This is a genomic window from Bradyrhizobium lablabi, assembly GCF_018131005.1.
In the GTDB taxonomy this organism is placed as follows: domain Bacteria; phylum Pseudomonadota; class Alphaproteobacteria; order Rhizobiales; family Xanthobacteraceae; genus Bradyrhizobium; species Bradyrhizobium lablabi_D.
Genome location: NZ_JAFCJK010000005.1, coordinates 351,874 through 374,409 on the forward strand (window position 1 = coordinate 351,874; position 22,536 = coordinate 374,409).

Sequence of the window (22,536 nt, forward strand, 5' to 3'; positions counted from 1 at the left end):
CATGATCATGCGGATCACCCAGGGTTGCTTTTCATTCCTGCCCGATCTCACCGATGAGCAGATCGCCGCGCAGGTGCAATATTGTCTGGACAAGGGCTGGGCGGTGAACATCGAGTTCACCGATGAGCCGCACCCGCGCAACACCTATTGGGACATGTGGGGCCTGCCGATGTTCGATCTCCGCGACGCGGCGGGCATCATGAAAGAACTCGCCGATTGCCGGCGCGTGTATGGCGACCGCTACATCCGCATCTCCGGATTCGATTCCGGCTACGGCTGGGAGTCGGTGCGGCTGTCCTTCATCGTCAACCGGCCGCAGGAGGAGCCGGGTTTCCGGCTCGACCGGCAGGAATCCGTCGGGCGGAACATCCGCTATTCAACCCACGCCTATGCCGCCACGCGGCCGGAAGGGCGGCGCTACGGCGATCAGTGAAAGCGTCCGGTCGAAGCCAGGCGGATTGCTCCCTCGGCCGCGCTGGTCCGGATGCACTTCTCCGTCGTCGCAGCCGCGCGGCGACGGAGCTTTTCGATGTGAGAGATCATGACACAATCGCAAGGACAGACCCGCGAAACTCCGCTTCAAACCATCGATCTCCGGCATGAGTTCGCCGACATCGGGATCGGCGACGTGCTCGACCAGCTCGATTCAGAGCTGATCGGACTGAAACCCGTGAAGACGCGGATCCGCGAAATCGCTTCGCTGCTGCTGGTCGAACGTATCAGGCAGAAGATGGCGCTCGCCAACACGTTTCCGACCCTGCACATGTCGTTCACCGGAAATCCCGGCACCGGCAAGACGACTGTGGCGCTGCGGATGGCCGGCATCCTGCACCGGCTCGGCTTCGTGCGTCGCGGCCACGTCATCAGCGTCACACGCGACGATCTGGTCGGGCAATATATTGGCCACACCGCGCCCAAGACCAAGGAGATCCTGAAGAAGGCGATGGGCGGCGTGCTGTTCATCGACGAGGCCTATTATCTCTATCGGCCCGAGAACGAGCGCGACTACGGCCAGGAGGCGATCGAGATCCTGCTGCAGATCATGGAGCAGCAGCGCGAGGATCTGGTGGTGATCCTGGCCGGCTATGGCGACCGGATGGAAAAGTTCTTCCAGAGCAATCCCGGCTTTCGCTCCCGCATCGCGCATCACATCGACTTTCCCGACTATTCGGACGCGGAGTTGCTTTGGATCGCCGAGACGATGTTGCAGCAGCAGAATTATCGCTTCTCTCCGGAAGCGCGCGAAGCCTTCGTCCGCTACATCACCGTGCGCAAGGCGCAGCCCCTGTTCTCCAACGCGCGCTCGATCCGCAACGCGCTGGACCGTATCAGGTTGCGCCAGGCCAACCGGATCGTGGCGAAGCTCGATCGCATGCTGACTGCCGACGACGTAATGTCGATCGAGGCCGGTGACGTCCTCGCCAGCCGCGTGTTCTCGAACGGAACCGGCACGGATTCGGGGCGATGAATGCGGTGCTCGCGGCCATCCGCGCGACCGGCATGAGAGACCTGATTGCGAACGCCCGCGCGCTGATTTTCGATGTCGATGGCACGCTTGCCGAAACGGAAGAAGTACATCGCTGCGCGTTCAACGGGGCCTTTTCGGATGCCGGCCTCGACTGGCACTGGGATCGCGCGACTTACGGACAATTGCTGCGAGTCGCGGGAGGCAAGGAACGCATTCGCGCGTTCGCTGAGCGCGATGGCGCCCCCTCGCTGACGGTCGCCGACATCGCCGAGCTGCACCGTGCGAAGACCGCGCATTATGCGGCGTTGATCGCGTCGGGCGGCTGCCCGCTGCGGCCTGGAGTGGGGGCCTGGATCGAAAGTGCCCGCAGGCGCGGTCAGCGCCTGGCGATCGCGACGACGACCACGCTCGGCAATATCGATGCCCTGCTGTCGGTCGCACTCGGCAAGAATTGGGCCGATCTGTTCGAGGCGATCGTTGCCGGCGACGATGTTCCGCGCAAGAAGCCCGCGCCCGACGTCTATGTCGAAGCGCTGTCGCGCCTCGCACTCGAACCGGCGGGCTGCATTGCCATCGAGGATTCTGGCAACGGCCTCGTGGCGGCGTCGCGCGCCGGAATTCCGGTTGTCATCACCCGAAGCGCATATTTTCGCGACGACGACTGGACCGGCGCGCTGCTTGTCGTCGATGACTTGGCGGATATCGATTACTGAGGTCCCGACCGCTACGAAGCGGCGGCGCTCCTAGGCCCTCAATTAGTCAAATAATATGACTAGTCGGCGCACGTCTTCCGTGAAATAGTGGTATTTGGCCCCCATGAGAGGTGCCATAGCACCCAGCGTGATCAAGGCTGATGGTAGGCATCAACAATATCGGGAGACAACGCCTTATGATCTCCAAAGCCATTCCTGCGCCGCCCGTCCACATTGCCCCCGGGTAGGCTTGCCGTTTGGATGCAAGGCGGGAGGCGGGACGAGGCGCGGGCGGCGCATGGGCTCCATCGATAATCCGCAATTTCTGATCGTCACGGCGAGGTTGCGCACGCGACATCCCGTGCGATGTACGGCAAGCTCACCGGCGACGGGCGACGGCTGACGCCTTCTGCGATACCGGGACCAATTCAAAAAGAAAGGGAGTGAAACATGTTCAAATTGAAGACCGCTTTGTTCGCGCTCGCGCTGGCCGGCCTCACGGTGGCGGCGTCGGACCGCGACGCGTGTGCCCAGAGCAAGGGGAGCATCGGGATCGCGATGCCCACAAAGTCCTCGGCACGCTGGATCGACGACGGCAACAACATCGTCAAGGTGTTGAAGGAGCGCGGCTACGTCACGGATTTGCAATATGCCGAGGACGACATCCCGAACCAACTGTCCCAGGTCGAGAACATGGTGACGAAGGGCGCCAAGGTGCTGGTCATCGCCGCGATCGACGGCACAACGCTGTCCGACGTGCTCAAGCAGGCGAAGGCAAAAGGCATCACCGTGATCGCCTATGACCGCCTGATCCGCGACACGCCGAACGTCGACTATTACGCGACATTCGACAACTTCCAGGTCGGCGTGCTGCAGGCGCAGTCGATCGAGAAGGCGCTTGGGCTGAAAGAAGGCAAGGGGCCGTTCAACATCGAGCTGTTCGGCGGCTCGCCCGACGACAACAATGCCTATTTCTTCTACGATGGCGCGATGTCGGTGCTGAAGCCGTACATCGACAGCGGCAAGCTCGTGGTCGGCAGCGGCCAGATGGGCATGGACAAGGTTTCGACGCTGCGCTGGGACGGCGCCACCGCCCAGGCGCGCATGGACAATCTGCTCAGCGCGTTCTACGGCAAGAAGCGTCTCGACGCGGTGTTGTCGCCCTATGACGGCCTCTCGATCGGCATCATCTCCTCTCTGAAGGGCGTCGGCTATGGCAGCAAGGACCAGCCGATGCCATTCGTCAGCGGTCAGGATGCCGAGGTTCCCTCGATCAAGGCCATGCTGCGAGGCGAGCAATATTCGACCATCTTCAAGGACACCCGGGACCTTGCCAAGGTGACGGCGGACATGGTCGACGCAGCGCTGAGCGGCAAGGAAGTCAGCGTCAACGACACCAAGACCTACAACAATGGCGTCAAGGTGGTTCCGTCCTATCTGCTCAAGCCGGTCGTCGTGGACAAGACCAATTGGGAGAAAGTCCTGATTGACAGCGGCTACTACAAGCGCTCGCAATTCGACTAGAGCATGATCGCAGAAGAGTGTGCAGCGGTTTTCCCTCGGAACAGACGCGAAGCGTTGCGCGGAAATCATGCGCGAACAAAGAGATGAGATTCACGATGCGATTCGACATGGTTGCATCATGATCTAGGGTGAACGACCTGGCGGGCGGCGCACGCCTGCCTGGTCAAAACTGCGCCAAGCGGGTAGGGCGCTGTGGGACGTGATCCGATGACGGCAATGCTGGAAATGCGCGGCGTCAGCAAAAGTTTTGCGGGCGTGCAGGCGTTGCGCGACGTCAACTTCACGGTGGAGGCCGGGCAGATCCACGCGCTCGTCGGCGAGAACGGTGCGGGCAAGTCGACCCTGATGAAGGTGTTGAGCGGCGTCTATCCCGCGGGCAGTTATGAGGGCTCGATCGTCTTCGACGGCGAGGAGCGACGATTCCGCGACATCAACGAGACCGAGAAACTCGGGATCATCATCATCCATCAGGAACTGGCGCTGATCCCGCTGATGTCGATCGCCGAGAATATCTTTCTGTCGCATCCGCCATCCCGGTTCGGCGTGATTGATCGCGACGCGGTGTATCGGCGCGCCGCGGAGCTGCTTGCGCAGGTCGGTCTGCGGGAATCGCCGGATACGCTGGTCACCGATCTCGGTGTCGGCAAGCAGCAGCTCGTCGAAATCGCGAAGGCATTGTCCAAGAAGGTGCGGCTCCTGATCCTCGACGAGCCGACGGCGAGCCTCAACGAGGCCGACAGCGCCGCCTTGCTCGAGCGCCTGCTGACATTCCGCGAGCAGGGCATCGCCTCGATCTTGATCTCGCACAAGTTGAACGAGGTCGCGCGCGTCGCCGACCGCATCACCGTGCTGCGCGATGGCCGCACCGTCGACAGCCTCGATTGCCGGCAGGAGCGGGTCGAGGAAGACCGTATCATCCGCAGCATGGTCAATCGCGATCTCGCGCACCGCTTCCCCGAGCGTAAGGCCCGGATCGGCGATCCCGTTTTGACCGTGGAGAACTGGTCGGTGCACCACCCGCTGCACACCGAGCGGCAGGTGATCAAGAATGTCGACTTCAAGGTGTGCCGTGGCGAGGTGGTCGGCATCGCCGGCCTGATGGGCGCCGGCCGCACCGAATTCGCCATGAGCCTGTTTGGCCGGGCCTGGGGCTACAATATTTCCGGCAAGGTCACCCTCGAGGGCCGCGAGCCCGACCTTTCCAGCGTGTCGGCCGCGATCGATGCGGGGCTTGCCTATGTCACCGAAGACCGCAAGCAGCTAGGGCTGATCCTGGCCGATGACGTCCGCAAGAACGTGACGCTCGCCAGTCTCTATCAGGTGGCCGACCGCGGTGTGATCGACGATGTCAGGGAGCTCAAAGCCGCGAGCGACTACCGCAACCGGATGCGGATCCGCTGTTCCGACGTCTACCAGGAGACCGGGCACCTCTCGGGCGGCAACCAGCAGAAGGTGGTGTTGTCGAAATGGCTGATGACGGCGCCCAAGGTATTGCTGCTCGACGAGCCGACCCGCGGGATCGACGTCGGTGCAAAGTACGAGATCTATTGTATCATCAACGAGCTTGCCGAGGCAGGCAAAGGCGTCGTGGTGATCTCTTCGGAGATGCCCGAACTGCTCGGCATCTGCGACCGGATTTGCGTGATGAATGAAGGCGCCTTCGTCGGTGAATTCGCCGGCCACGATGCGACGCAGGAGAAGATCATGCGCGCCATCATGCGCAACGTCAGGATGTCCGGGAACGGCGCCCATAATGGTGCCGCGCGGGCGGGGGGAGTGGGGCAATGACCGACAAGACCGTTTCACTTCCCGAGACCCCCAGGCATTCCGGGTTCATCAAGAACAATCTGCGCAACTACGGCATGCTGCTGTCGCTGTTCGCGATCATGCTGTTCTTCCAGATCGTGACCGACGGCACGCTGCTGCAGCCGCTCAACCTCACCAACCTGGTGCTGCAGAACAGCTACATCGTGATCATGGCGCTCGGCATGTTGCTCGTGATCGTCACCGGCCATATCGATCTCTCGGTCGGCTCGGTTGCCGGCTTCGTTGGCGCGGTCGCGGCGGTGCTGATGGTGCGCTATCACGTCGATTACCCGATCGCATTCATCGCGTGCCTCCTGGTCGGCGCCGCGATCGGCGCGGCGCAGGGCTACTGGGTCGCCTATTTCGGCATTCCGTCCTTCATCGTCACGCTGGCGGGCATGCTGGTGTTCAAGGGGCTGGCGCTTGCGTTCCTGCAGGGGCAGTCGGTCGGGCCGTTCCCGCCGACGTTTCAGAAACTGTCGTCCGGCTTCATTCCGGAGTTGTTCCCGAGCGCCGGCACGCTCTATCCGACTTCGCTCCTGATCGGCGTCGTGCTCGCGTTTGCGCTGGTGCTCGCCAGCGCCAAGAGCAGGGCGCGCGAGCAGTCACACGGCATCGAGATCGAGCCTTATGCGTTCTTCGTCGGCAAGAGCATCGCGCTGGCAGGCGCCGTGCTCTACTTCACCTATCTGATCGCCTCGCATCGCGGCCTGCCGAACGTGCTCGTGATCATGACCGCGCTGATCGCGCTCTATGGCTTCGTGACCCGGCGCACCGTGATCGGCCGGCAGATCTATGCGGTCGGCGGCAACGCGAAGGCCGCGAAACTGTCCGGCATCAAGACCGAACGGCTCACCTTCTTCACCTTCGTGAATATGGGCGTGTTGGCGGCGCTCGCGGGGCTCGTCTTTGCCGCGCGCTTGAACACGGCGACTCCCAAGGCCGGCCTCGGCTTTGAACTCGATGTCATCGCAGCCTGCTTCATCGGCGGGGCTTCGGCCTATGGCGGCGTTGGCCGCGTTGGCGGCGCCGTGGTCGGCGCCATGATCATGGGCGTGATGAACAACGGCATGTCGATCCTCGGTGTCGGCATCGATTACCAGCAGGTGATCAAAGGTCTCGTCCTGCTTGGTGCCGTTTGCATCGATGTCTACAATCAGCGGCGGTGACGACCACGCGGTCACAAGTCTTGTCCGCTGCAGGCACCGCGGCGGCGCGAAGCGGCGGCATTGATACTGGTCCCACCGGCATCTCCATCGCACGTTGGCGGTCAATTCCACGTGAATTAGCTGCTGACCTGGCGTGACCTGCTGCTTCGGAGCATCACGACGCCCAGCCCGCTCGCGCATTGAATGGACGAACGTGCGGAGATCAAATAGATCATGCCGAGCCGACCTGTTCGGTTGATGGAATCAATATGGAGACTGGGGGCGTGAGCGTGCTGATCGAAGCTGCAGGCGAGAAACGGAACGGGGATTGCGATATCGAGGCCGTCCGCAATGACTGGACCCGCGCTGAGGCCGAAGCGCTGTACGACTTGCCGTTCTCGGACCTGGTGTTTCGCGCGCAGACCGTCCATCGCGCCCGCTTCGATCCGAACTATGTCGAGACCGCAAGCCTCCTGAGCATCAAGACCGGCGGGTGCCCGGAGGATTGCGGCTATTGCTCGCAGAGTGCGCACTATGACACCGGACTGAAGGCGACACGCCTGATGGACAAGGCGGACGTCGTCGCAACCGCGCAGCGCGCGAAGGAGGCCGGCGCCGAGCGTTTCTGCATGGCGGCGGCGTGGCGCAACCCCAAGGAGCGCGATCTCGATCAGGTCTGCGAGATGGTCAGCGCGGTGAAGGGCCTTGGCATGGAAACTTGCGTCACGCTCGGCATGCTGACGCCGGCGCAGGCCGCGCGGCTCCACGATGCGGGTCTCGATTTCTACAATCACAACGTCGACAGCTCTGCGGAATTCTACGAACAGATCATCACCACCCGTACCTTGCAGGATCGCATCGACACGCTGAGTCATGTGCGCGAAGCGGGTATCAAGGTGTGCTGCGGCGGCATCATCGGTATGGGCGAGCGCGTCGCCGACCGGCTCGGTATGCTGGTGCTGCTCGCCAATCTGCCCGCGCATCCGGAGAGCGTTCCGATCAACCTCTGGAACGAGGTCAAGGGCGTGCCGGTCAACGCGACCGCGGAGCGGCCGGATTCGATCGCGGTCGCAAGGCTTGTCGCCGTCGCCCGTATCATGATGCCGCAAAGCGTGGTGCGGCTCTCGGCCGGGCGGCAGTACATGACCGACGAATTGCAAGCGCTGTGCTTTCTTGCCGGTGCCAACTCGATCTTCATCGGCGACGTGCTGCTGACTACGCGCAACCCACAACGCGACCGCGATGCCGATTTGCTCGATCGGCTCGGCATCAGCTCCAATCTCGACCAGGCGAAACAAGCTGTTCCGGTTGATTCCTAAAGGATGACGCGAAGCGTCTATTAACCGGTGAGACCGGCGAGATTTAACAACTGATTTGTCCGGCGACGGAAGCGCAATATTTTGCGCTAAGGACTCGATGACGCAAAACACGTTGAACCACCGCGCGAATTTCGAGCTTACGCGCACAGCCCGCGCGTTTGATCCTCGGCAATGCACTCTTGGTATGAAAGATTTTTCGCCGTGGGAGATAATCCTCCTTTAGGCTTACCCCCTAGGTGCTGATTCGAAGGTCGTCTGTCCCCTGTCAGCCAAATACCTGTTGACAGTGTCCCTTTGCCGCACGTGTTTGATTTGATAGCAGGCATCGCCGCCTTCGCATCGGACGCCGTTGAATTCGCTTGCGAAATACTCTGGATTGAATTTTTGCCACGCAGTTGTGGTGCAAAGCGCGCCCAAGATTTCGGCACAATATTCCCTTGGTTCCGCCTAATGCAGCGGGAATTCCTGCCTTAAACGTAAACGAACGTTAATCGCGGTGGGGCGCACAAGTGGGCGCGTCAGACTTACAGGTCTCTGGGGGTTCACACCACGTAAAGGGGAATTAGCATTGGCAACCTTACACTACGCTGCGGGCGGGGGCCTGGACGACCAAGGTAATTTTGCACCAGGTCAAGCTGGCTTTAACCTTGCGGACGTCCAGTATGTCGACCAAGTGAATGCACTCCCGGATGGCGTGCAGGGCTTGGTCTGGCTCGACGAGTACCACGGCGTCACTCAGGAATTCATTGACAAGGTGACGCCGTTCATCGGCAACCCGAAGGTATTTGGCTTCTATTTGGTGGATGAGCCCGATCCCACGGGACAATGGGGCGTGCAGGCGAGCGCGGCGGATCTGAAGGCTGAATCCGACTGGATTCACCAACACGATCCCGGAGCGAAGACCTTCACCGTGTTGATGAACATGGGAACGTCCGACGATCCGAACTACATGAACTCTTACAACCAGGCGAACACCGACATCGACTTGTTCGGTCTCGATTGGTATCCGGTGTGGACAGATCGTCCGAATGTCGACCTCAGCACGATCGACAAATACGTCGCCGCCGCTGAGAAAGCCGGAATTCCGCTCAGCTCCATCGTTCCGGTCTATCAGGCGTTCGGCGGCGGTGGCTGGCAGACTGAAACCGGCAGCCAGGTCGCGGTGCCGACTGCTGCGCAGGCTCAGGCCATGATCGATCATTGGCACGATCTCGTTCCCAACCCCGCCTTTGATTATGCATACGCCTGGGGCTCGCAGAACGGCGATACGGCGCTTGAGGATTTGCCGGCACTGCAACAGGTCTTCCTTCAGCACAATACGAGCGGGGGTTCGACGTCGGGTAACACGACGGTCCCACCTGTGACCGATCCGGTCACTGACGATCCGCCCGCGACGCCCGTTGCCGGCGGCGGCGACACCACCGGAGACGGTACCCCGACGGGAGGCTCCTCGACGGGTGATACTCCGCCCGCGACCGGCTCGGGCGGCACCACAGCTCCTACGACTGGCACGGGCGGAGCCACTGGCGGCTCGGGCAGTCATCAGGCCGACTCGTCGGGAGGCTCCTCGACGGGAGATACACCGCCCGTGTCCGGCTCCGCCGGAACGACAGATCCCACGACTCCCACGACCGGCTCGAACGGAAGCAACGGCGGCACGGGCGGTCATGGGCACGGTCATGGCGCTAGCGCGGGGGGCGGTTCGCAGTCGCCCACGACCTCCGATCCAACGACCTCCGACGGTGGTGATACCGGCGGGCACAACAACCACCAGCACGGAGTCAATTTCGCGCAGTGGATGAGCAACCACGGGCTCGATTTCTCGCAGTGGAAGGGTGGCGCCTCGTCGGGAGGAGGGACCGCGAGCGCTGCACCATCAGACACGACTGCAGACACGACCGCAGATGCAGATCCTTCGACGGATACGTCGTCCCACGGATCGTGGGGCGCGTGTCACGGGGGACAATTCGCATCTCACCTGGCTGATATGTTGAATAATCATCACGACCAGCACGGGTGGCATTCCTGAGTTTGTGAGGGGTCGTTCTCGACAGAGTCATACGCGCGGCTCGCCGCGCGTATGACAAAAACTTTGGGGGAGTTCCTCGCGGCCGCAGTGGCCGCGAGGCGGGGTGCCACTCCGCGCGCGGCGGAGTGTTGAAGTGCGGGCGTGGTCACGCTCGATCGCATGCAACTTTTTCAACGCTTGCCGCTGCCCGACCACGGGCGGCCTGGATATGCACATGTATGCTTCGGCCAAATCGTCCCCGCTCGCGGACGCTTTCCGTCAAATCCGCCCCGGCCTGCTTGCCGCCGGCGGGCTGTCCATCTTCATCAATCTGTTGGTGTTTGTTTCTCCGCTCTACACCATGCAGATCTACGATCGCGTGCTGACCAGCCGAAACGGAATGACGTTGTTGCTGCTTTCGCTGATCGCGCTTGCGCTCTTCATCAGCTACGCGGCGCTCGAGCATTATCGCAGCCGGGTACTGGTGCAGACCGGCATGCAATTTGATCATCTGCTGTCCGGCGAGGCTTTCGAGACCGCGCTCGGACGGTCGCTGGCCACGAGCAGCTCACACCACGTTCAGTTGCTGCGCGACGTGGACACGCTACGCGAGGTGCTTTCGGGCGGTGTGATCACGTCGCTGATGGACGTGCCGTGGACGCCGATCTTCCTGGCGATGTGCTTTCTGCTTCATCCGATGATCGGCCTGGTTGCGCTGACCGGCGCGGTCGTCATCCTGGCACTTGCCTTCCTGAACGAGCGCGTCACCAAGGCGCCGCTGGTCGCCGCGATGTCGAAGAATCTTCATGCACTGGACAGGCTGACTTCCTCGCTGCGCAACGCGGAAGCGATCCGCGCGCTCGGAATGGGGCCGGCGGTGCGTGCCTCCTGGGCTGTAACGCATGGTCAGGCGCTTGTCGAAGGCGCAAGGGCCGGAGAGCGTGGCGGCTCGTTGCTCGCGATCTCCAAGTTCCTGCGCATGGCGCTTCAGGTCGCCATCATGGGGGTGGGGGCCTACCTCGCGATCCAGCAGGAAATTTCAGGCGGCGTTCTGTTCGCCGCTTCGCTCATCATGGGTCGTGCGCTTGCTCCGGTGGAGGCGGCTGTGTCGCAGTGGAAGGCGCTGGTTGCCGCGCGGACGTCGTTCTCGCGGCTCGACAACGCGCTTCGGGACCGGGTGACCGAGCGCCCGCCGATGCGCTTGCCACCTTTGAAGGGCGAAATCTCGGTCGAGGCGGCGACCGTTCTTGTGCCCGGATCACAAATGCCGGCGATCTCCGAGGTCTCGTTCCAGCTTGCACCTGGCGAAGTGGTTGCCGTGGTCGGCCAGTCCGGCTCCGGTAAATCTTCGCTGGCGCGGGCGCTGGTGGGCGCCTGGCCGCTCGCGCGCGGTTGCGTGCGCATCGACGGCAATGACATACGCCATTTCGACGCCAATTTCCTCGGCCGAAGCCTCGGCTATCTGCCTCAGGACGTCGAATTGTTCGCGGGCACAGTGCGCGACAACATCGCCCGCTTCCGTGAGGACGCCTCCGACGAGGCGGTTGTCGAGGCAGCGCATCTGGCGTCGGCGCACGCCATGATCCAGCGACTTCCGAAGGGCTATGACACCGTCATCGGTGACAACGGCGCCGGGCTCTCCGGTGGGCAGCGTCAGCGCATCGGCTTGGCGCGGGCGCTCTTCAACAAGCCCGTCCTGGTCGTTCTCGATGAGCCGAATGCCAATCTGGACGGCGACGGCGATCGTGCGCTGGCGAACGCCATCCAGGAGCTGCGCAAGCAGCGCATGACGATCGTGATCATCAACCACAGGCCCAATCTGCTCGCGGCGGTCGACAAGATCATCTTCATGCACGAAGGCCGCGTCGGGCGGATCGGCACGCGCGAAGAAATGCTGCCCGCGCTGCTCGGCCAGACCGTTGCGCCGATGCGACGTGAGCCACGCGTCGTGACCGAACACCAACATCGAGTCGAAAGTCACCACTTCGCCGGAGCAGCGCCCCGCAACCTGCATACTCCCAATCCGGCGCGTCCGGCTCATGCGACGAGGCAGTGATGAACGAATTGTTGCGACAGGAAGGGCCTCTTCAGAATGAATTGGCAGAGCTACTGAAGCGCCTGAACAACAGCTCTCCGGCGCCTCGCGCACCTCTCGGCGTGCAAGGATATCTTGACGTCGCGCGCGGGCTCACTGCCAAGGTGATGGCGCTGACAAGGTCGTTGGTCCAGTCTGCAAAGACGAGGCTGCCGATCCTGGTTGCAAAGGGAAGGCTGCCGACCCTGTTCAAGGGAGCAAAGGGGAACGGTGATCACGGTTCGCCGGGGAACTGGCAGAAGCCCGCGCAGCGCGGCTTTGCCGTCGTCTTCCTCACCTTCGGCGTGTTCGGCGGCTGGACTGCCTTGGCCTCGATCGATGGTGCGGTCGTAGCCACCGGCTCCGTCGTGGTGGAGAGTGATCGCAAGGCGGTGCAGCACCTTGAGGGCGGCATCGTGCGAAACCTGATGGTGACCGGCGACGCTCATGTCGCCGAGGGACAAGTTCTGTTGCGGCTCGATCCGACCCAAGAAAAGGCCAAGGAAGAGATCGCCCGCTCGGCGGTCTATTCGGCTATTGCGGAAGAGGCGCGTTTGATGGCGGAAGCCGAGGGAAGCGACAAGGTCACCTTTCCGGATGAGCTGCTGGAAAAGACCTCCGATCCTTCCGCGCAACGCGCGATGGGCGACCAGCGGCGGCGGTTCGATGAACGACGCGCCGCGCGCCGGATCGAGATTTCGATTCTGGAAGAACGTATTGGGCAGGCGCAGCGCCAAATTCAGGGTAACGTTGCGCAGAACAAGGCCGCGCGTGCGCAGTACGACAGCGTGAGCCAGGAATTTGCCAAGCTCAAGCCGCTTGCCGATCAGGGAATTGTTGCGTTTGCGCGCGTGGCGACCCTGGAACGCACCAAGTCCGAGCTTGAGGGCAAGATGGGTGCCTATGAGGCCGACATCGCCCGTTACGGACGGATCATCGACGAGTCACGACTCCAGATCGACCAGGTTGGGCAAAAGGTTCTCGAGGAGGGCACTGCGAAACTGACCGAGACCCGAGCACAACTTGCGGACGCGCGCGAAAAGCTGCGCATTGCGGCCGACGTGCTGACCCGTACCGAGGTTCGCGCGCCGCGTTCCGGACGGATCGTGAACCTGAAGGTCCACACCGTCGGTGCGGTGATCAAGCCTGGCGACGTACTGATGGAAGTCGTGCCTGACAACGACGTCCTCGTGGTTGCTGCGAAAGTGTCGTCCCTCGATATCAATCACGTGCAGGTCGGGTTGCCTACGGAAGTCCGGCTGCCTTCGTTCAAGCAGCGCTCCACACCGATCGCGGTCGGCGAGGTGCTGTCAATTTCGGCCGACGCGGCTCGCGACGAGGCCACGCATTTGCCCTTCTATGAGGTCAAGGTCTCGGTGCAGGTCACGCAGTTCCCGGAGAAGGTCCGCGAGAAGCTCAAGCCTGGAATGATGGCCGACGTTCTGATTGCCACCGGCGAACGCACCGTTCTTGCCTACCTGACCCAGCCGGTGACCGATGCGATCCGGCGCGGCATGCGGGAAAATTGAGAAGGCCGACGTGCGGGACGCCAATGCGTCCCGCACGTAAGCAAACCTGCTATCCCTTCGCCATCGCCATGACCACGCGGCCTTCACCGGCCTCATTCGCAACTACGCGGATATTCTCGTAGGCATCATTGCGCTCCAGCAAGGTCGCCACTTGCCGTTCCTGGCCAAGGCCGATCTCGAACAAGAGAACTCCCCCCGGCCGCAGGTATTTCGGCGCCTCCTTTGCAACCCGCATATGGATGCTTAGTCCATAAGGGCCAGCAGCGAATGCCTCACGCGGTTCGAATTCGAGCAGCGAGGCCCGGTCACCCTTGAGGCGGGTCTCTGAGATATAAGGCGGGTTGCAGACGATCAGGTCGATGGAGCCGTCGAGCCGAAGGTCTGCAACGGCTGCGAACAGGTCGCCTTGAAGCACTGACATGCGAGCCCCAAGTCCGTGATGGACAACGTTACGGCGTGCGACGTCAACGCACCCTTCGGTGAGGTCGCTCGCCCAAACCGCAGCCCCGGGAATGTCGAGCGCGATGGCGCACCCGAGATTGCCCGCGCCGCAACACATGTCGATGACGCGCGGAGCCGAAAGGTTCAGGCGACGCAAGATGTCGACGGCCGTCCTGCCAAGCAGTTCGGTCTCCGGCCGGGGGACGAGCGCGCCGGGCGCGACCAGGAGTTCTATTCCCATGAACTGGGTGCGTCCCTTGCCGTATGCTTCCGCTATATCGATCACGTCGTTCATGGCATTTATCCTGCCGGCAGGAACGTTGTCGGGAATTGTTCAAAAGAAAACCAATACGTTAGAATCTCAAATGTCTACGGCCATCAGGACGGAGGCCAGTTGCACGCGGCCGCGATCTTGCGCCGGACAGCCTCGAGCCCCGCGAGCTGAAACGTGTTCTGCTGCGGCGGGGACTGCCCGGCGTAAACCTTCACGACAAGCCGGCCTCCATCCGGCATCGTGCGTAGCAGGCGGACGACGTCGCCCGAAAAGACAAGGCTCTTGCCGCCTTCGATAATCTTCCAGCGCTGCTCGACCGGCGGCTCCGTGTTGATCTGATACACGACCTTCACGTCACTGTTCTGTTTCCAGGATCCCGCCGTGGAGAGCGTCAACTCGGTGCGGCTCGAGCGGCAATGAATCCCAAGCGTGGAGGGCGCATCTTTCGACGGCGCGTGCACGGTCGCCTGCGCCGCAACCTGCGGCTTGTAGTCGACCGGCGAGGTCGTCTCGCTAATGACCCAGTTCGGGCCCTGTGGTGACGTAGAGCCAGTCGGTTCAGGCGCCTCTCCCAGGAGTTCATCGACGCATTTCAGGCGTTCCATGCCCTCGAGCTTCGTGCATCCCTTCAGTCGATCGAGGGTATTATCGCCTGCATGCGCGCAGGTCAGTTGACTGAGATTGGCGAGCGTGGCCGCCGCCACGGCACCAAATATCTTCATCGCGATAGACCCACCGTCGCCCCCGGCGAACGGTCAAGCCATTCCTGCGCGGCCCCGAACCGGGCGAGGCCGGGCACGCTGGCGCGCAGGTTCACGTCCTTCCATTTCGGATCGAAGCCGGGCGACTGCAGCCGGTCGAGCCGGCCGAACAGGTGCTCTACCAGGCGCGCCACGCGACGATAGCGATCGGATTGTGCCGGCCAGTTGTAGGCGGCAAGGATCGTGGGGACCGCGAGTGTCGCGACGCGTTCACCCTTCGGCACGAGGCTCGGATAGTCCGTCGTCTCGAGTGACGACGGAAGGTAGTAGTCCTCGAACTTGGCATCATATTCGACCGGCAAGAACTTGTAACCGGGATCCCATCGTCCCTTCAGGAAAGCGTCGACCGGCTTGGAGGTGATGAAGACGACTGCCGATATTTCTCCGCGCTTCATCTGCTCCAATGCCACCTGGTGGGGAATGAACATCTTGTCCACGTTCAGCCCGAGCCGGCTGAAGATCAGTGGTCCCGAGTAAGCTGCGGCGGTACCCTGAGTGTTGAAGTTGACCTTCTTCCCCTTGAGGTCATCAAGCGACTTTATCTCGGGACGGACGAAGATGTGCAATTCGGCCGGAAAGAGGTTGAGTACGTAGACGATGCGCCGTTCGATGAACGGCACCTGCGCCTTGTACTCGTCGAGGGCATCCGTATTGATGATCGCGGCATCGACGCCCTTCAGGTAAAGCAGCGAATTGACGTTTTCAGTCGCGCCGCGCGTTACGATCGGGATGACGTGAAGCTTGTCCTCGTCGTTGACCACGCGAGCGATCTCCGCCGCGAGCCGCAACGGAGCGCCCTCGATGAACCCGCCGGCGAGTCCGACGGTCCAGGCGTTGATGCGCTCCTTCGCGGCCGCGTCGGCCTTTCTGGACGCCGCTGTCGCCGGCGTCTCGCGCGGCGGAGACTGGGCGTTGGCCGCAAGCGGCAGGACGAGCATCGCCAATGCAGTCACGGATGCAAGCTTGTTCAGGGCCATAGGTCTCCTCCGTTCTCTGGCTATCTGTGAGATGCGGGCCGATCGCTATTTCAATGTCTTGATCCGCTGCTCCGCATCGTCGATGCCTCCGGCCCGTGCTCGTTCATAGAGCCCGCGCGCCTTCGCCGGGTCGCCGGCGACGCCGCGCGCGCCCCACGATTGCAGCACGCGGGGATCGTAGGTCTCGGCCAGCATGAAGGCTGCCTGCACGCTGCCGTGTCCGAGCGCGTGTTCCAGCAACTGGCGCGCTGCGCCGATGTCGGCTTGCTGGAGCAAGGCGTTCGCCCGGACGAGCAGCCTTTGCTCGTCCGGGAACGAGCGAGGCGTTGTGCTTGCCGGCGCCGACCGCTCCGACACCATGGTGACTTTCGGATTCTGATCCCGCGGAGCGGCCGCCGGCGCGTTCGGCGGCGACGTGGACGCGCGCTCGGGCTGCGCAATCGCGGCCTGAACGACAGCCTGCTGAGGCGGGCGAGCTGCTGCCTCCTCGCGTGTCTTCACAGGAGACTCGGCGACGCGCTGCTGCACGGTTGCGACCGGGACGCGGGTGGATGAGGCGGCGGCATTCAGCGTCGCGGCTTTTCGGTTCGCATCTTCTAGCTGGCTCCTGATCGAGGCGAGCTCGCGCGCCAGGCCGTCGGCGCGGTCGCGCTCACCGCCAAGCACCCGTTTCTGCTCCGCGGCCGCCGCGTCGTTCGCCTCTTTCAGCTTGGCGACTTCGGCAAAGGCGGCGGCGAGACGCGCAGAACGCTCCTCAACCTGCTTCTTTGTCGCGGCGAGCTCTCGGACCAGCTTTTCGCTCCTGTCGCGCTCCTTCTCCACGGCCTGCTTCGCTTCGGCCTTTGCGACGTCGATGGCCCGCGCGGCCTCCGGCGCGGCGGTACGGACCGTCTCAAGCTCCTTGTTCAGCGAGATCGCGTCACGCGCAAGCGCGTCTGCCCGGTCGCGCTGCTGCCCGAGCTCCCGTTCCATTGCCTGCCTTTTGTCGCCTTCCGCCGCGCGGGCCTTCGCAGCCTCCGAGGCCGCCGTTCGCGCGGTATTGAATTCGACGCGGAGCGAGTCGAGCTGGCTCGCGGCCGCGTCGGCCTTGTCGCGCTGCTGCCCGAGTTCCCGTTCCAATGCCTGCCTTTTCTCGCCTTCTGTCGCGCGGGCCTTCGCAACCTCCGAGGCCGCCGTTCGCGCGGTATTGAGTTCGACGCGGAGCGAGTTGAGCTGGCTCGCGGCCGCGTCGGCTTTATCGCGCTGCTGCCCAAGCTCCCGTTCCAGTGCCTGTCGTTTCTCGCCTTCCGCCGTGCGGGCCTTGACCGTTTCCGACGCTGCGGTTTGCGCGGCATTGAGCTCGGCGCGGAGCGAATTGAGCTGCCCCGCGGCGGCGTCGGCCTTGTCGCGTTGCTTGCCGAGGTCGCGTTCCAGCGCATGCTGTTGTTCGATGTCCGCCACGCGGGCTTTCGCGGTTTCCGAAGCGACGATTTGCGCAGCACTGAGTTCCGCCCGGAGCGAGTCGATCTGGCCGGCAGCGGCGTCAGCCCTGTCGCGCTGCTGCGCGGGCTGGCGTGCCAATGCCTGCTTCTGATCGACATCAGCAGCATTGGCTTTCGCCGCATCGGCAGTTTCAGTTCGCGAATGAGAGATCGTCGCCCGCAGCGCGCTTAATTCACTTGCAATCGCGTCAGCCCTCTCGCGCTGCTGTCCAAGCTCTCGCTCAAGCGCCTGCTTTTGCGAGCCCGCCGTCTCGCGCGCTTTCGCGGCTTCCGAAGATGCGGTTCGTACGCTATCGAGCTCTGTCCGGAGAGACTTTAGCTGGCTCGCGGCAGCGTCGGCTCTGTCCCGTTGCTGGCCGAGCTCTCCCTCCAGCGCCTGCCTCCGCTCGACCTCCGCTGCCTGGGCTCTTGCGGCGTCCGACGCCACCTTCCGCGCGGCTTCGAGCTCGGTGTGGACCGAGGTGAATTCGTGCGCAACTACCTCTGCATTGTCACGTTGCTGCGCTAGCTGCCGTTCGAGCGCCTGCTTTGTCTCGACTTCTGCCGCGCGCGACTTTGCGGCTTCGGACGCCGCGGTCCGCGCTGCTTCGAGCTCCGATCGCAGCGAAGCAAGTTCGCGAGCGACCTTCTCGGAGCCATTCTGTTCAGGCGAGCGCTCTTGCTTCAGCTCCGTTTCGGGTGCCTGCATGGCCTTCGAAACCGCTATCCGCGCGATGTCGAGTTCCGCCCTGAGGTAGGAAAGTTCACGCGCCAGGTTATTTGTCTTCTCCCGTTCCTGCTCAAGCGCCTGCGTTTGTCGGATTCCAACCTCGATGGCCTGGACAGTATGCGTTTGGGCCTGCCGTGCGGCGTCGAGCTCAGCTCGGACCGCCGCCAACTCACGCGCGAGTTTGTCGGCCTTGTCCCGCTGCTGATCGAGCAGAAGTCCCTGTTTGGATCGTTCCGCATCGGCGGCAGGAGTACCAAACTCGTTCTCGCCGCGTTGGCCGCCCTCTGCCGTCCCTGCGACAAGCGACAGCGTGCAGGCAATCGCGGCGACGCAGGTGAACGGAGTTGTTCCGCGCGGGGCGCGTGAACCGCCAACCAAATCGGCTTTCAGTCGCGAGAGAGGCGAAGCGCTACGGCGCATCGTCCGGCAAACAGTAGTCAGTAGGACAACTAGTTTCCGTTGGCGCGATACCCCAATTGTCTGTGACCCCATCGTGACAACTCGGATTGGCTTTAGGCATCAAGTCGTTCATGACACAGCTTTCGTCGGTGCTCTGTCGATGTCGCAGGATAGGTAGCCACAACGAGGTAGATGCGCGCATTGGCGGGAATTAAGTAGATCGCATGTGGAACGAACGAACGGTTTCTTGACCCACGCGGCGGAGCGCATCTAGGTTCGTGGCCGGCACTTGAGACTGCATTCCCTCCGCACACTCAAGGGATACAACATGAACAGGACATTTGTCGTTCTAGCCGGACTAGCCGTCAGTGGCCTCGTGCTCGCAAGCAGCACGCAGACAAGTACCTCCGCTCAGGTCACTGCGCCGGCCAAGCTCAATGCCAACGCCAAGATGACCCCCGCGGTCATCCGGACCCCGTCCCACCGGCTCGTCGTCCAGGTTGACGTCAATGATCCGGCAGTCATGAATCTCGCGCTCAACAACGTCAGCAACGCTACACAGCACTACAACGATCTCGGCCAGAAGGTCGAGATCGAGGTGGTCGCGTTTGGACCCGGATTGCACATGCTGCGCGACGATACCTCTCCCGTGAAGGCACGCATCAAGTCTATGAGCGAAGCGATGCCGGAACTTATCTTCTCGGCTTGCGGAAACACCCGCGACAACATGACGAAGGTCGAGGCCAAGGAGATTCCGCTCATCACACAGGCGAAGGTCACTAAGTCGGGAGTAGTCAGGCTGATGGAGTTGCAGGAACGCGGCTGGAGCTATTTGCGGCCCTGACCCGGCAGACGCTGCGTCCGCGCTGACTTCGGCCTGCGATGCAATGCGGACGCAGGTACTGGATCCCTCGGCAAAATCACGCGCTCGCCGCCATCCGAACAGCATTCCGGCGCTTCGGTTCTGATTGAATCAGAACCGAAGCGCCAGAACCTTGTTTTGACGCGTTTTCTTCACGCAAACCGGTATCCAATTCGCTCGAATGCGCTATGGAGCCTGATCGGTTCTGATTGAATCAGGTCCGATGCCCAGGCTGCCTTTTTGCGCCGGCCGCCATTTCGTGAAATGCCGGGGCCGACACACTTTCTGGCCGCGGACGTGGTGGGAGGCAGTTGATTCCGTCAGGAGCACGATGCTGCGACGGCGCGTTCGATGACAGGGCGGTTGACCGACAGGTGCGGCTCGACCACGAGATCGAGATGGCCACCCGCAATCGGAATGACGTCCAGTTCCTCGAACAGGGAATCCCATCCGAGGCGCGCGGGTACCCCTCGTCGGTTGCAGGCGAACACTGTGCCCTTGATGGGCAGACGGTGTTTGGTGTCGCCGACCCAGCGGCCGAACGCTCGCATCCGGAGGATCTCCTCAAGCTCCAGCTTGAGCATGAAACGCGTGTTCGCCAGGGGCGCCCAGGTCATGGCATCGACGATTTGGCAGAATCGCACTTCCCAGCCCAGACGAGCCGAGAATTTCGCTACGCTGCGACAAAGCATGCGGTAGATCGTCACCCGGTGCGCCCGAATGCGCTGCAGCGTCCGTGACAGGGTCTCACCGTGGGTGACTCCGCGAGGTCCGACATTGGTGTCGAGTATGCCGAGGAATTTCACCGAGCGGCCTTGTGCTATCAATCGGCTCGCAACTTCGAAGGCCACGCCACCGCCCAGCGAATAGCCGATCATTCGGATATCGCCGCGGGGCTGAGCAGCGTTGATCTGTTCGACAGCCAGTGTGGCCATCTCCTCGACGGAGCCGCGTCCCGCGAGGCTCCAGCTCAGATCTGGATAGCGAATGGGAATGACATGGGCCATCTTGCTCAATTGAGCGCCGAATGCCGCCATGCTCGGTCCATATCCCATGGAACCGGGCAAAATGACCAGATGGGGAAGAATCGAGCCGTCGGCACGCGGCTGCGCCGGTCGATCTGCTACGGCGACAGCGCGGACCATATCGTCTGCGCTCATATCCACCGTGAATACTTCCATATTGAGCTCGTGGCCGATCAGTTCCTCCAGATCCATCACGCAGCGGAGGAGCTTGAGTGAATCGCCCCCTGCCTCGTCCCAACGGCCGACGGCATCCGACGTGCCGAGGATACTGGTCCAGACCCGCCGCACCGCTTCGTCGGCCTTCATTCCGTTCGGCGCCGGCGCAGGCGAGGGCGAGCTCTTTCTGTTTTCCAGATCAAGCGTTTTCAATCTGACGAGATCTATCTTTCCGCCCGGCAGGCGCGGAATCTCTGCAATGTCATGCAACCTGGTCGGATGCAAAGCCGCAGGAAGGGCTTGCCTGATCACGTCGCGAACATCCGCGGTAAAGCTTGGCCGGGACGGAGTTGACGATGATGCAAATAGAACGAGCTCGTTGGCATCCGTTACGACGGCGACAGCATCCCTCACATAGGGAATCTTGCGTGCGACCGTCTCAAGTTCGGCCGGTTCGACACGCCGCCCGTTGATCTTGAGCTGACGTCCCTTTCGTCCGACCACCCGCATCCGTCCATGCGTGTCGACGGCAACGAGGTCGCCAGTGGAGAAGATCCGAGATTGCGGGTCGCCGGGGGCAGGCGGTGCAGGAGACAGCCGGCCGTTTTCCCAGTATCCGAGCAGAACGTATCTGCTCTTGATAACCAGTTCTCCGACCTCGCCGCGCGGGACGGATCTCCCATTCTCGTCGACCACGGCAAAAGATATCCCGGGCAGCAAATAGCCCACGGGGACTCCGGCGTTCTCCTCCCGGCAGTCGCTGGGAAGAAACCACTGGGTGCCTGTGGTCTCGGTGGACAAGTAGCTGATTTGAATGAAGCAGGTGGGCCGCACCACCTTTCGGACCAGCGCGACGTCGGTCCACAGCACTTTCTCGCCGCCGATGCGAATGATCCGAAGCGACCCGAAATCGCCTCGCTGGCTTGCATTGATCAATGCGCGCAGCAGGGTCGGAACCACATAGGTAATCGTTATCTGCTGCGAGCTGATCTGGCGCAACAGGCCGCGCAGTCCGAGCGTCTCGACATCAACGATGTGCAGCCTTGCACCTGTCAGCAACGCGGATAGCATCTCGCGGCAGCCGGCGATGGTGGTGGGGCCGCTCAGGGGCATGAAGACGTCTGCCGCGCTTATGTGGCATGCATCCACATATTGCTGGACACGCTGCAGCAGGCTGCGCTGGCTGTTCACAACGCCCTTTGGCTGTCCGGTGCTGCCCGAGGTGTAGAGCACGATGGCAGGCGCATCTACCGACACTGACCCGCGCGGCGAGGGGGTTGCTGACGGCTCGCTGGCGCGCCCGGCGTCGAGCCACTGCAGCCCATGTTCCTTGATCCAGCCGGGCAAATTGCCGTTGTCGTGACCGATCAGCACGGAGATCCGTGCGGTCGTGACGATGGCGGTCAGTCGCTGCACCGGGTCGCGCGGGTTGAGCGGTACCAGGATTCGTCCCGCCGCCATGCATGCAAGCATGGCGATTGGTTGCCAGACCGAACTGCGCAGCAGCCACCCGACGGCGTCGCCCTCCGGGATCGCCGCCGTAATCGCTTCGGCCAAGGCCAAAACCCGCGACAACAATTGCGAGTAGGTCAGTTGGTGGGTGCCGTCGCTGATGGCCACCCTGTCGGCAAATTTCGTCGTCACCGCGATGAGGTGCTCGATCGCGGAGACACCGGCAAATTCCGCGCCCATCCGCTCGAACGGCCGATCGACAGGACCGTGCACATCGAGCGGTACGTCAGCAGGGCTCATCCAGCGCAGCGTTCCGGGTTCCTCCTGAGCTTCGACAGATGAGTTCTTGTCCAAAAGACGCCGTCGGTCATCTGGCAAGGTCGCACCAATGGTTGTTTGAAGAGTTATCACAGTGCCCGCCATATTCGACC

At 62.5% G+C, this 22,536-nt stretch carries 17 protein-coding genes; 12 read left to right on the plus strand and 5 right to left on the minus strand.

The genetic code is table 11. The annotated features are described in order from the left end of the window. Nucleotides 1-7 precede the first annotated feature (7 nt). The 10 genes from JQ553_RS17530 (at nucleotide 8) to JQ553_RS17575 (ending at nucleotide 13,568) form a co-directional block, all read left to right on the plus strand. Nucleotides 8-433: a ribulose bisphosphate carboxylase small subunit gene (locus JQ553_RS17530; RefSeq protein ID WP_212501229.1), complete on the plus strand. Its 426-nt coding sequence runs from the start codon at nucleotides 8-10 to the stop codon at nucleotides 431-433. Nucleotides 434-541: 108 nt separating this feature from the next. Further along, the gene (gene cbbX, locus JQ553_RS17535; protein WP_212501230.1) at nucleotides 542-1,468 is read left to right on the plus strand and encodes a CbbX protein; all 927 of its coding nucleotides are present in this window, start codon (nucleotides 542-544) and stop codon (nucleotides 1,466-1,468) included. Next, complete coding sequence (locus tag JQ553_RS17540; protein WP_212501231.1) at nucleotides 1,465-2,181, plus strand: HAD family hydrolase; 717 nt, start codon at nucleotides 1,465-1,467, stop codon at nucleotides 2,179-2,181. The genes cbbX and JQ553_RS17540 overlap by 4 nt, the downstream gene beginning before the upstream one ends. Before the next feature lie 429 nt (nucleotides 2,182-2,610). Continuing rightward, nucleotides 2,611-3,684 carry a multiple monosaccharide ABC transporter substrate-binding protein gene (gene chvE, locus JQ553_RS17545; RefSeq protein WP_212501232.1) on the plus strand — a complete coding sequence of 358 codons (1,074 nt, stop codon included), beginning with the start codon at nucleotides 2,611-2,613 and terminating at the stop codon, nucleotides 3,682-3,684. Nucleotides 3,685-3,891: 207 nt separating this feature from the next. After that, the gene (gene mmsA, locus JQ553_RS17550; RefSeq protein ID WP_212501233.1) at nucleotides 3,892-5,472 is read left to right on the plus strand and encodes a multiple monosaccharide ABC transporter ATP-binding protein; all 1,581 of its coding nucleotides are present in this window, start codon (nucleotides 3,892-3,894) and stop codon (nucleotides 5,470-5,472) included. Beyond that, a complete protein-coding gene (mmsB, locus tag JQ553_RS17555) occupies nucleotides 5,469-6,659 on the plus strand; it encodes a multiple monosaccharide ABC transporter permease (protein WP_212501234.1) in 1,191 nt (396 codons plus the stop codon). Before mmsA ends, mmsB begins: the two co-directional genes overlap by 4 nt. Nucleotides 6,660-6,922: 263 nt before the next feature. Further along, nucleotides 6,923-7,957, plus strand: coding sequence for a biotin synthase BioB (bioB, locus tag JQ553_RS17560; RefSeq protein WP_409363069.1), 1,035 nt, complete (start codon nucleotides 6,923-6,925; stop codon nucleotides 7,955-7,957). A gap of 673 nt (nucleotides 7,958-8,630) precedes the next feature. Beyond that, nucleotides 8,631-9,986: a calcium-binding protein gene (locus JQ553_RS17565; protein WP_212501236.1), complete on the plus strand. Its 1,356-nt coding sequence runs from the start codon at nucleotides 8,631-8,633 to the stop codon at nucleotides 9,984-9,986. A 208-nt stretch (nucleotides 9,987-10,194) separates the two neighbouring features. Next, complete coding sequence (locus tag JQ553_RS17570) at nucleotides 10,195-12,021, plus strand: type I secretion system permease/ATPase (RefSeq protein ID WP_212501237.1); 1,827 nt, start codon at nucleotides 10,195-10,197, stop codon at nucleotides 12,019-12,021. Next, the gene (locus tag JQ553_RS17575) at nucleotides 12,021-13,568 is read left to right on the plus strand and encodes an HlyD family type I secretion periplasmic adaptor subunit (protein ID WP_249144361.1); all 1,548 of its coding nucleotides are present in this window, start codon (nucleotides 12,021-12,023) and stop codon (nucleotides 13,566-13,568) included. Before JQ553_RS17570 ends, JQ553_RS17575 begins: the two co-directional genes overlap by 1 nt. Nucleotides 13,569-13,617: 49 nt before the next feature. Here the strand turns inward: JQ553_RS17575 and JQ553_RS17580 are convergent, their stop codons facing one another. From JQ553_RS17580 to JQ553_RS17595, 4 genes are all read right to left on the minus strand, one after another. Further along, a complete protein-coding gene (locus tag JQ553_RS17580; RefSeq protein ID WP_212501238.1) occupies nucleotides 13,618-14,304 on the minus strand; it encodes a HemK/PrmC family methyltransferase in 687 nt (228 codons plus the stop codon). Nucleotides 14,305-14,387: 83 nt separating this feature from the next. Further along, entirely contained in the window at nucleotides 14,388-15,005 is a 618-nt protein-coding gene (locus JQ553_RS17585; RefSeq protein ID WP_212501239.1) for a type VI secretion system-associated protein TagO, read from the minus strand. Then, entirely contained in the window at nucleotides 15,002-16,021 is a 1,020-nt protein-coding gene (locus JQ553_RS17590; RefSeq protein ID WP_212501240.1) for a TAXI family TRAP transporter solute-binding subunit, read from the minus strand. Before JQ553_RS17590 ends, JQ553_RS17585 begins: the two co-directional genes overlap by 4 nt. Before the next feature lie 45 nt (nucleotides 16,022-16,066). Further along, a complete protein-coding gene (locus JQ553_RS17595) occupies nucleotides 16,067-18,190 on the minus strand; it encodes a hypothetical protein (RefSeq protein WP_212501241.1) in 2,124 nt (707 codons plus the stop codon). On the opposite strand from JQ553_RS17595, the gene JQ553_RS17600 reads away from it, so the two are divergent. Continuing rightward, entirely contained in the window at nucleotides 18,161-18,577 is a 417-nt protein-coding gene (locus tag JQ553_RS17600) for a hypothetical protein (RefSeq protein ID WP_212501242.1), read from the plus strand. The genes JQ553_RS17595 and JQ553_RS17600 overlap by 30 nt on opposite strands. Before the next feature lie 361 nt (nucleotides 18,578-18,938). Further along, complete coding sequence (locus tag JQ553_RS17605) at nucleotides 18,939-19,454, plus strand: DsrE family protein (protein WP_212501243.1); 516 nt, start codon at nucleotides 18,939-18,941, stop codon at nucleotides 19,452-19,454. Between the two features lie 338 nt (nucleotides 19,455-19,792). Here JQ553_RS17605 and JQ553_RS17610 read toward each other — a convergent pair whose 3' ends face one another. Then, entirely contained in the window at nucleotides 19,793-22,528 is a 2,736-nt protein-coding gene (locus tag JQ553_RS17610) for an AMP-binding protein (RefSeq protein WP_249144362.1), read from the minus strand. Nucleotides 22,529-22,536: the final 8 nt, after the last annotated feature.

What these genes read in the sequence shown, in the direction of transcription:
- JQ553_RS17530 (WP_212501229.1), top strand. Translation starts at nt 8, where the DNA reads ATGCGGATCACCCAGGGTTGCTTTTCATTCCTGCCCGATCTCACCGAT.
- JQ553_RS17590 (WP_212501240.1), bottom strand. Translation starts at nt 16,021, where the DNA reads ATGGCCCTGAACAAGCTTGCATCCGTGACTGCATTGGCGATGCTCGTC.
- chvE (WP_212501232.1), top strand. Translation starts at nt 2,611, where the DNA reads ATGTTCAAATTGAAGACCGCTTTGTTCGCGCTCGCGCTGGCCGGCCTC.
- mmsA (WP_212501233.1), top strand. Translation starts at nt 3,892, where the DNA reads ATGACGGCAATGCTGGAAATGCGCGGCGTCAGCAAAAGTTTTGCGGGC.
- mmsB (WP_212501234.1), top strand. Translation starts at nt 5,469, where the DNA reads ATGACCGACAAGACCGTTTCACTTCCCGAGACCCCCAGGCATTCCGGG.
- JQ553_RS17580 (WP_212501238.1), bottom strand. Translation starts at nt 14,304, where the DNA reads ATGAACGACGTGATCGATATAGCGGAAGCATACGGCAAGGGACGCACC.
- JQ553_RS17575 (WP_249144361.1), top strand. Translation starts at nt 12,021, where the DNA reads ATGAACGAATTGTTGCGACAGGAAGGGCCTCTTCAGAATGAATTGGCA.
- JQ553_RS17570 (WP_212501237.1), top strand. Translation starts at nt 10,195, where the DNA reads ATGCACATGTATGCTTCGGCCAAATCGTCCCCGCTCGCGGACGCTTTC.
- JQ553_RS17605 (WP_212501243.1), top strand. Translation starts at nt 18,939, where the DNA reads ATGAACAGGACATTTGTCGTTCTAGCCGGACTAGCCGTCAGTGGCCTC.
- JQ553_RS17585 (WP_212501239.1), bottom strand. Translation starts at nt 15,005, where the DNA reads ATGAAGATATTTGGTGCCGTGGCGGCGGCCACGCTCGCCAATCTCAGT.
- cbbX (WP_212501230.1), top strand. Translation starts at nt 542, where the DNA reads ATGACACAATCGCAAGGACAGACCCGCGAAACTCCGCTTCAAACCATC.
- JQ553_RS17610 (WP_249144362.1), bottom strand. Translation starts at nt 22,528, where the DNA reads ATGGCGGGCACTGTGATAACTCTTCAAACAACCATTGGTGCGACCTTG.
- JQ553_RS17595 (WP_212501241.1), bottom strand. Translation starts at nt 18,190, where the DNA reads ATGCAGGCACCCGAAACGGAGCTGAAGCAAGAGCGCTCGCCTGAACAG.
- JQ553_RS17540 (WP_212501231.1), top strand. Translation starts at nt 1,465, where the DNA reads ATGAATGCGGTGCTCGCGGCCATCCGCGCGACCGGCATGAGAGACCTG.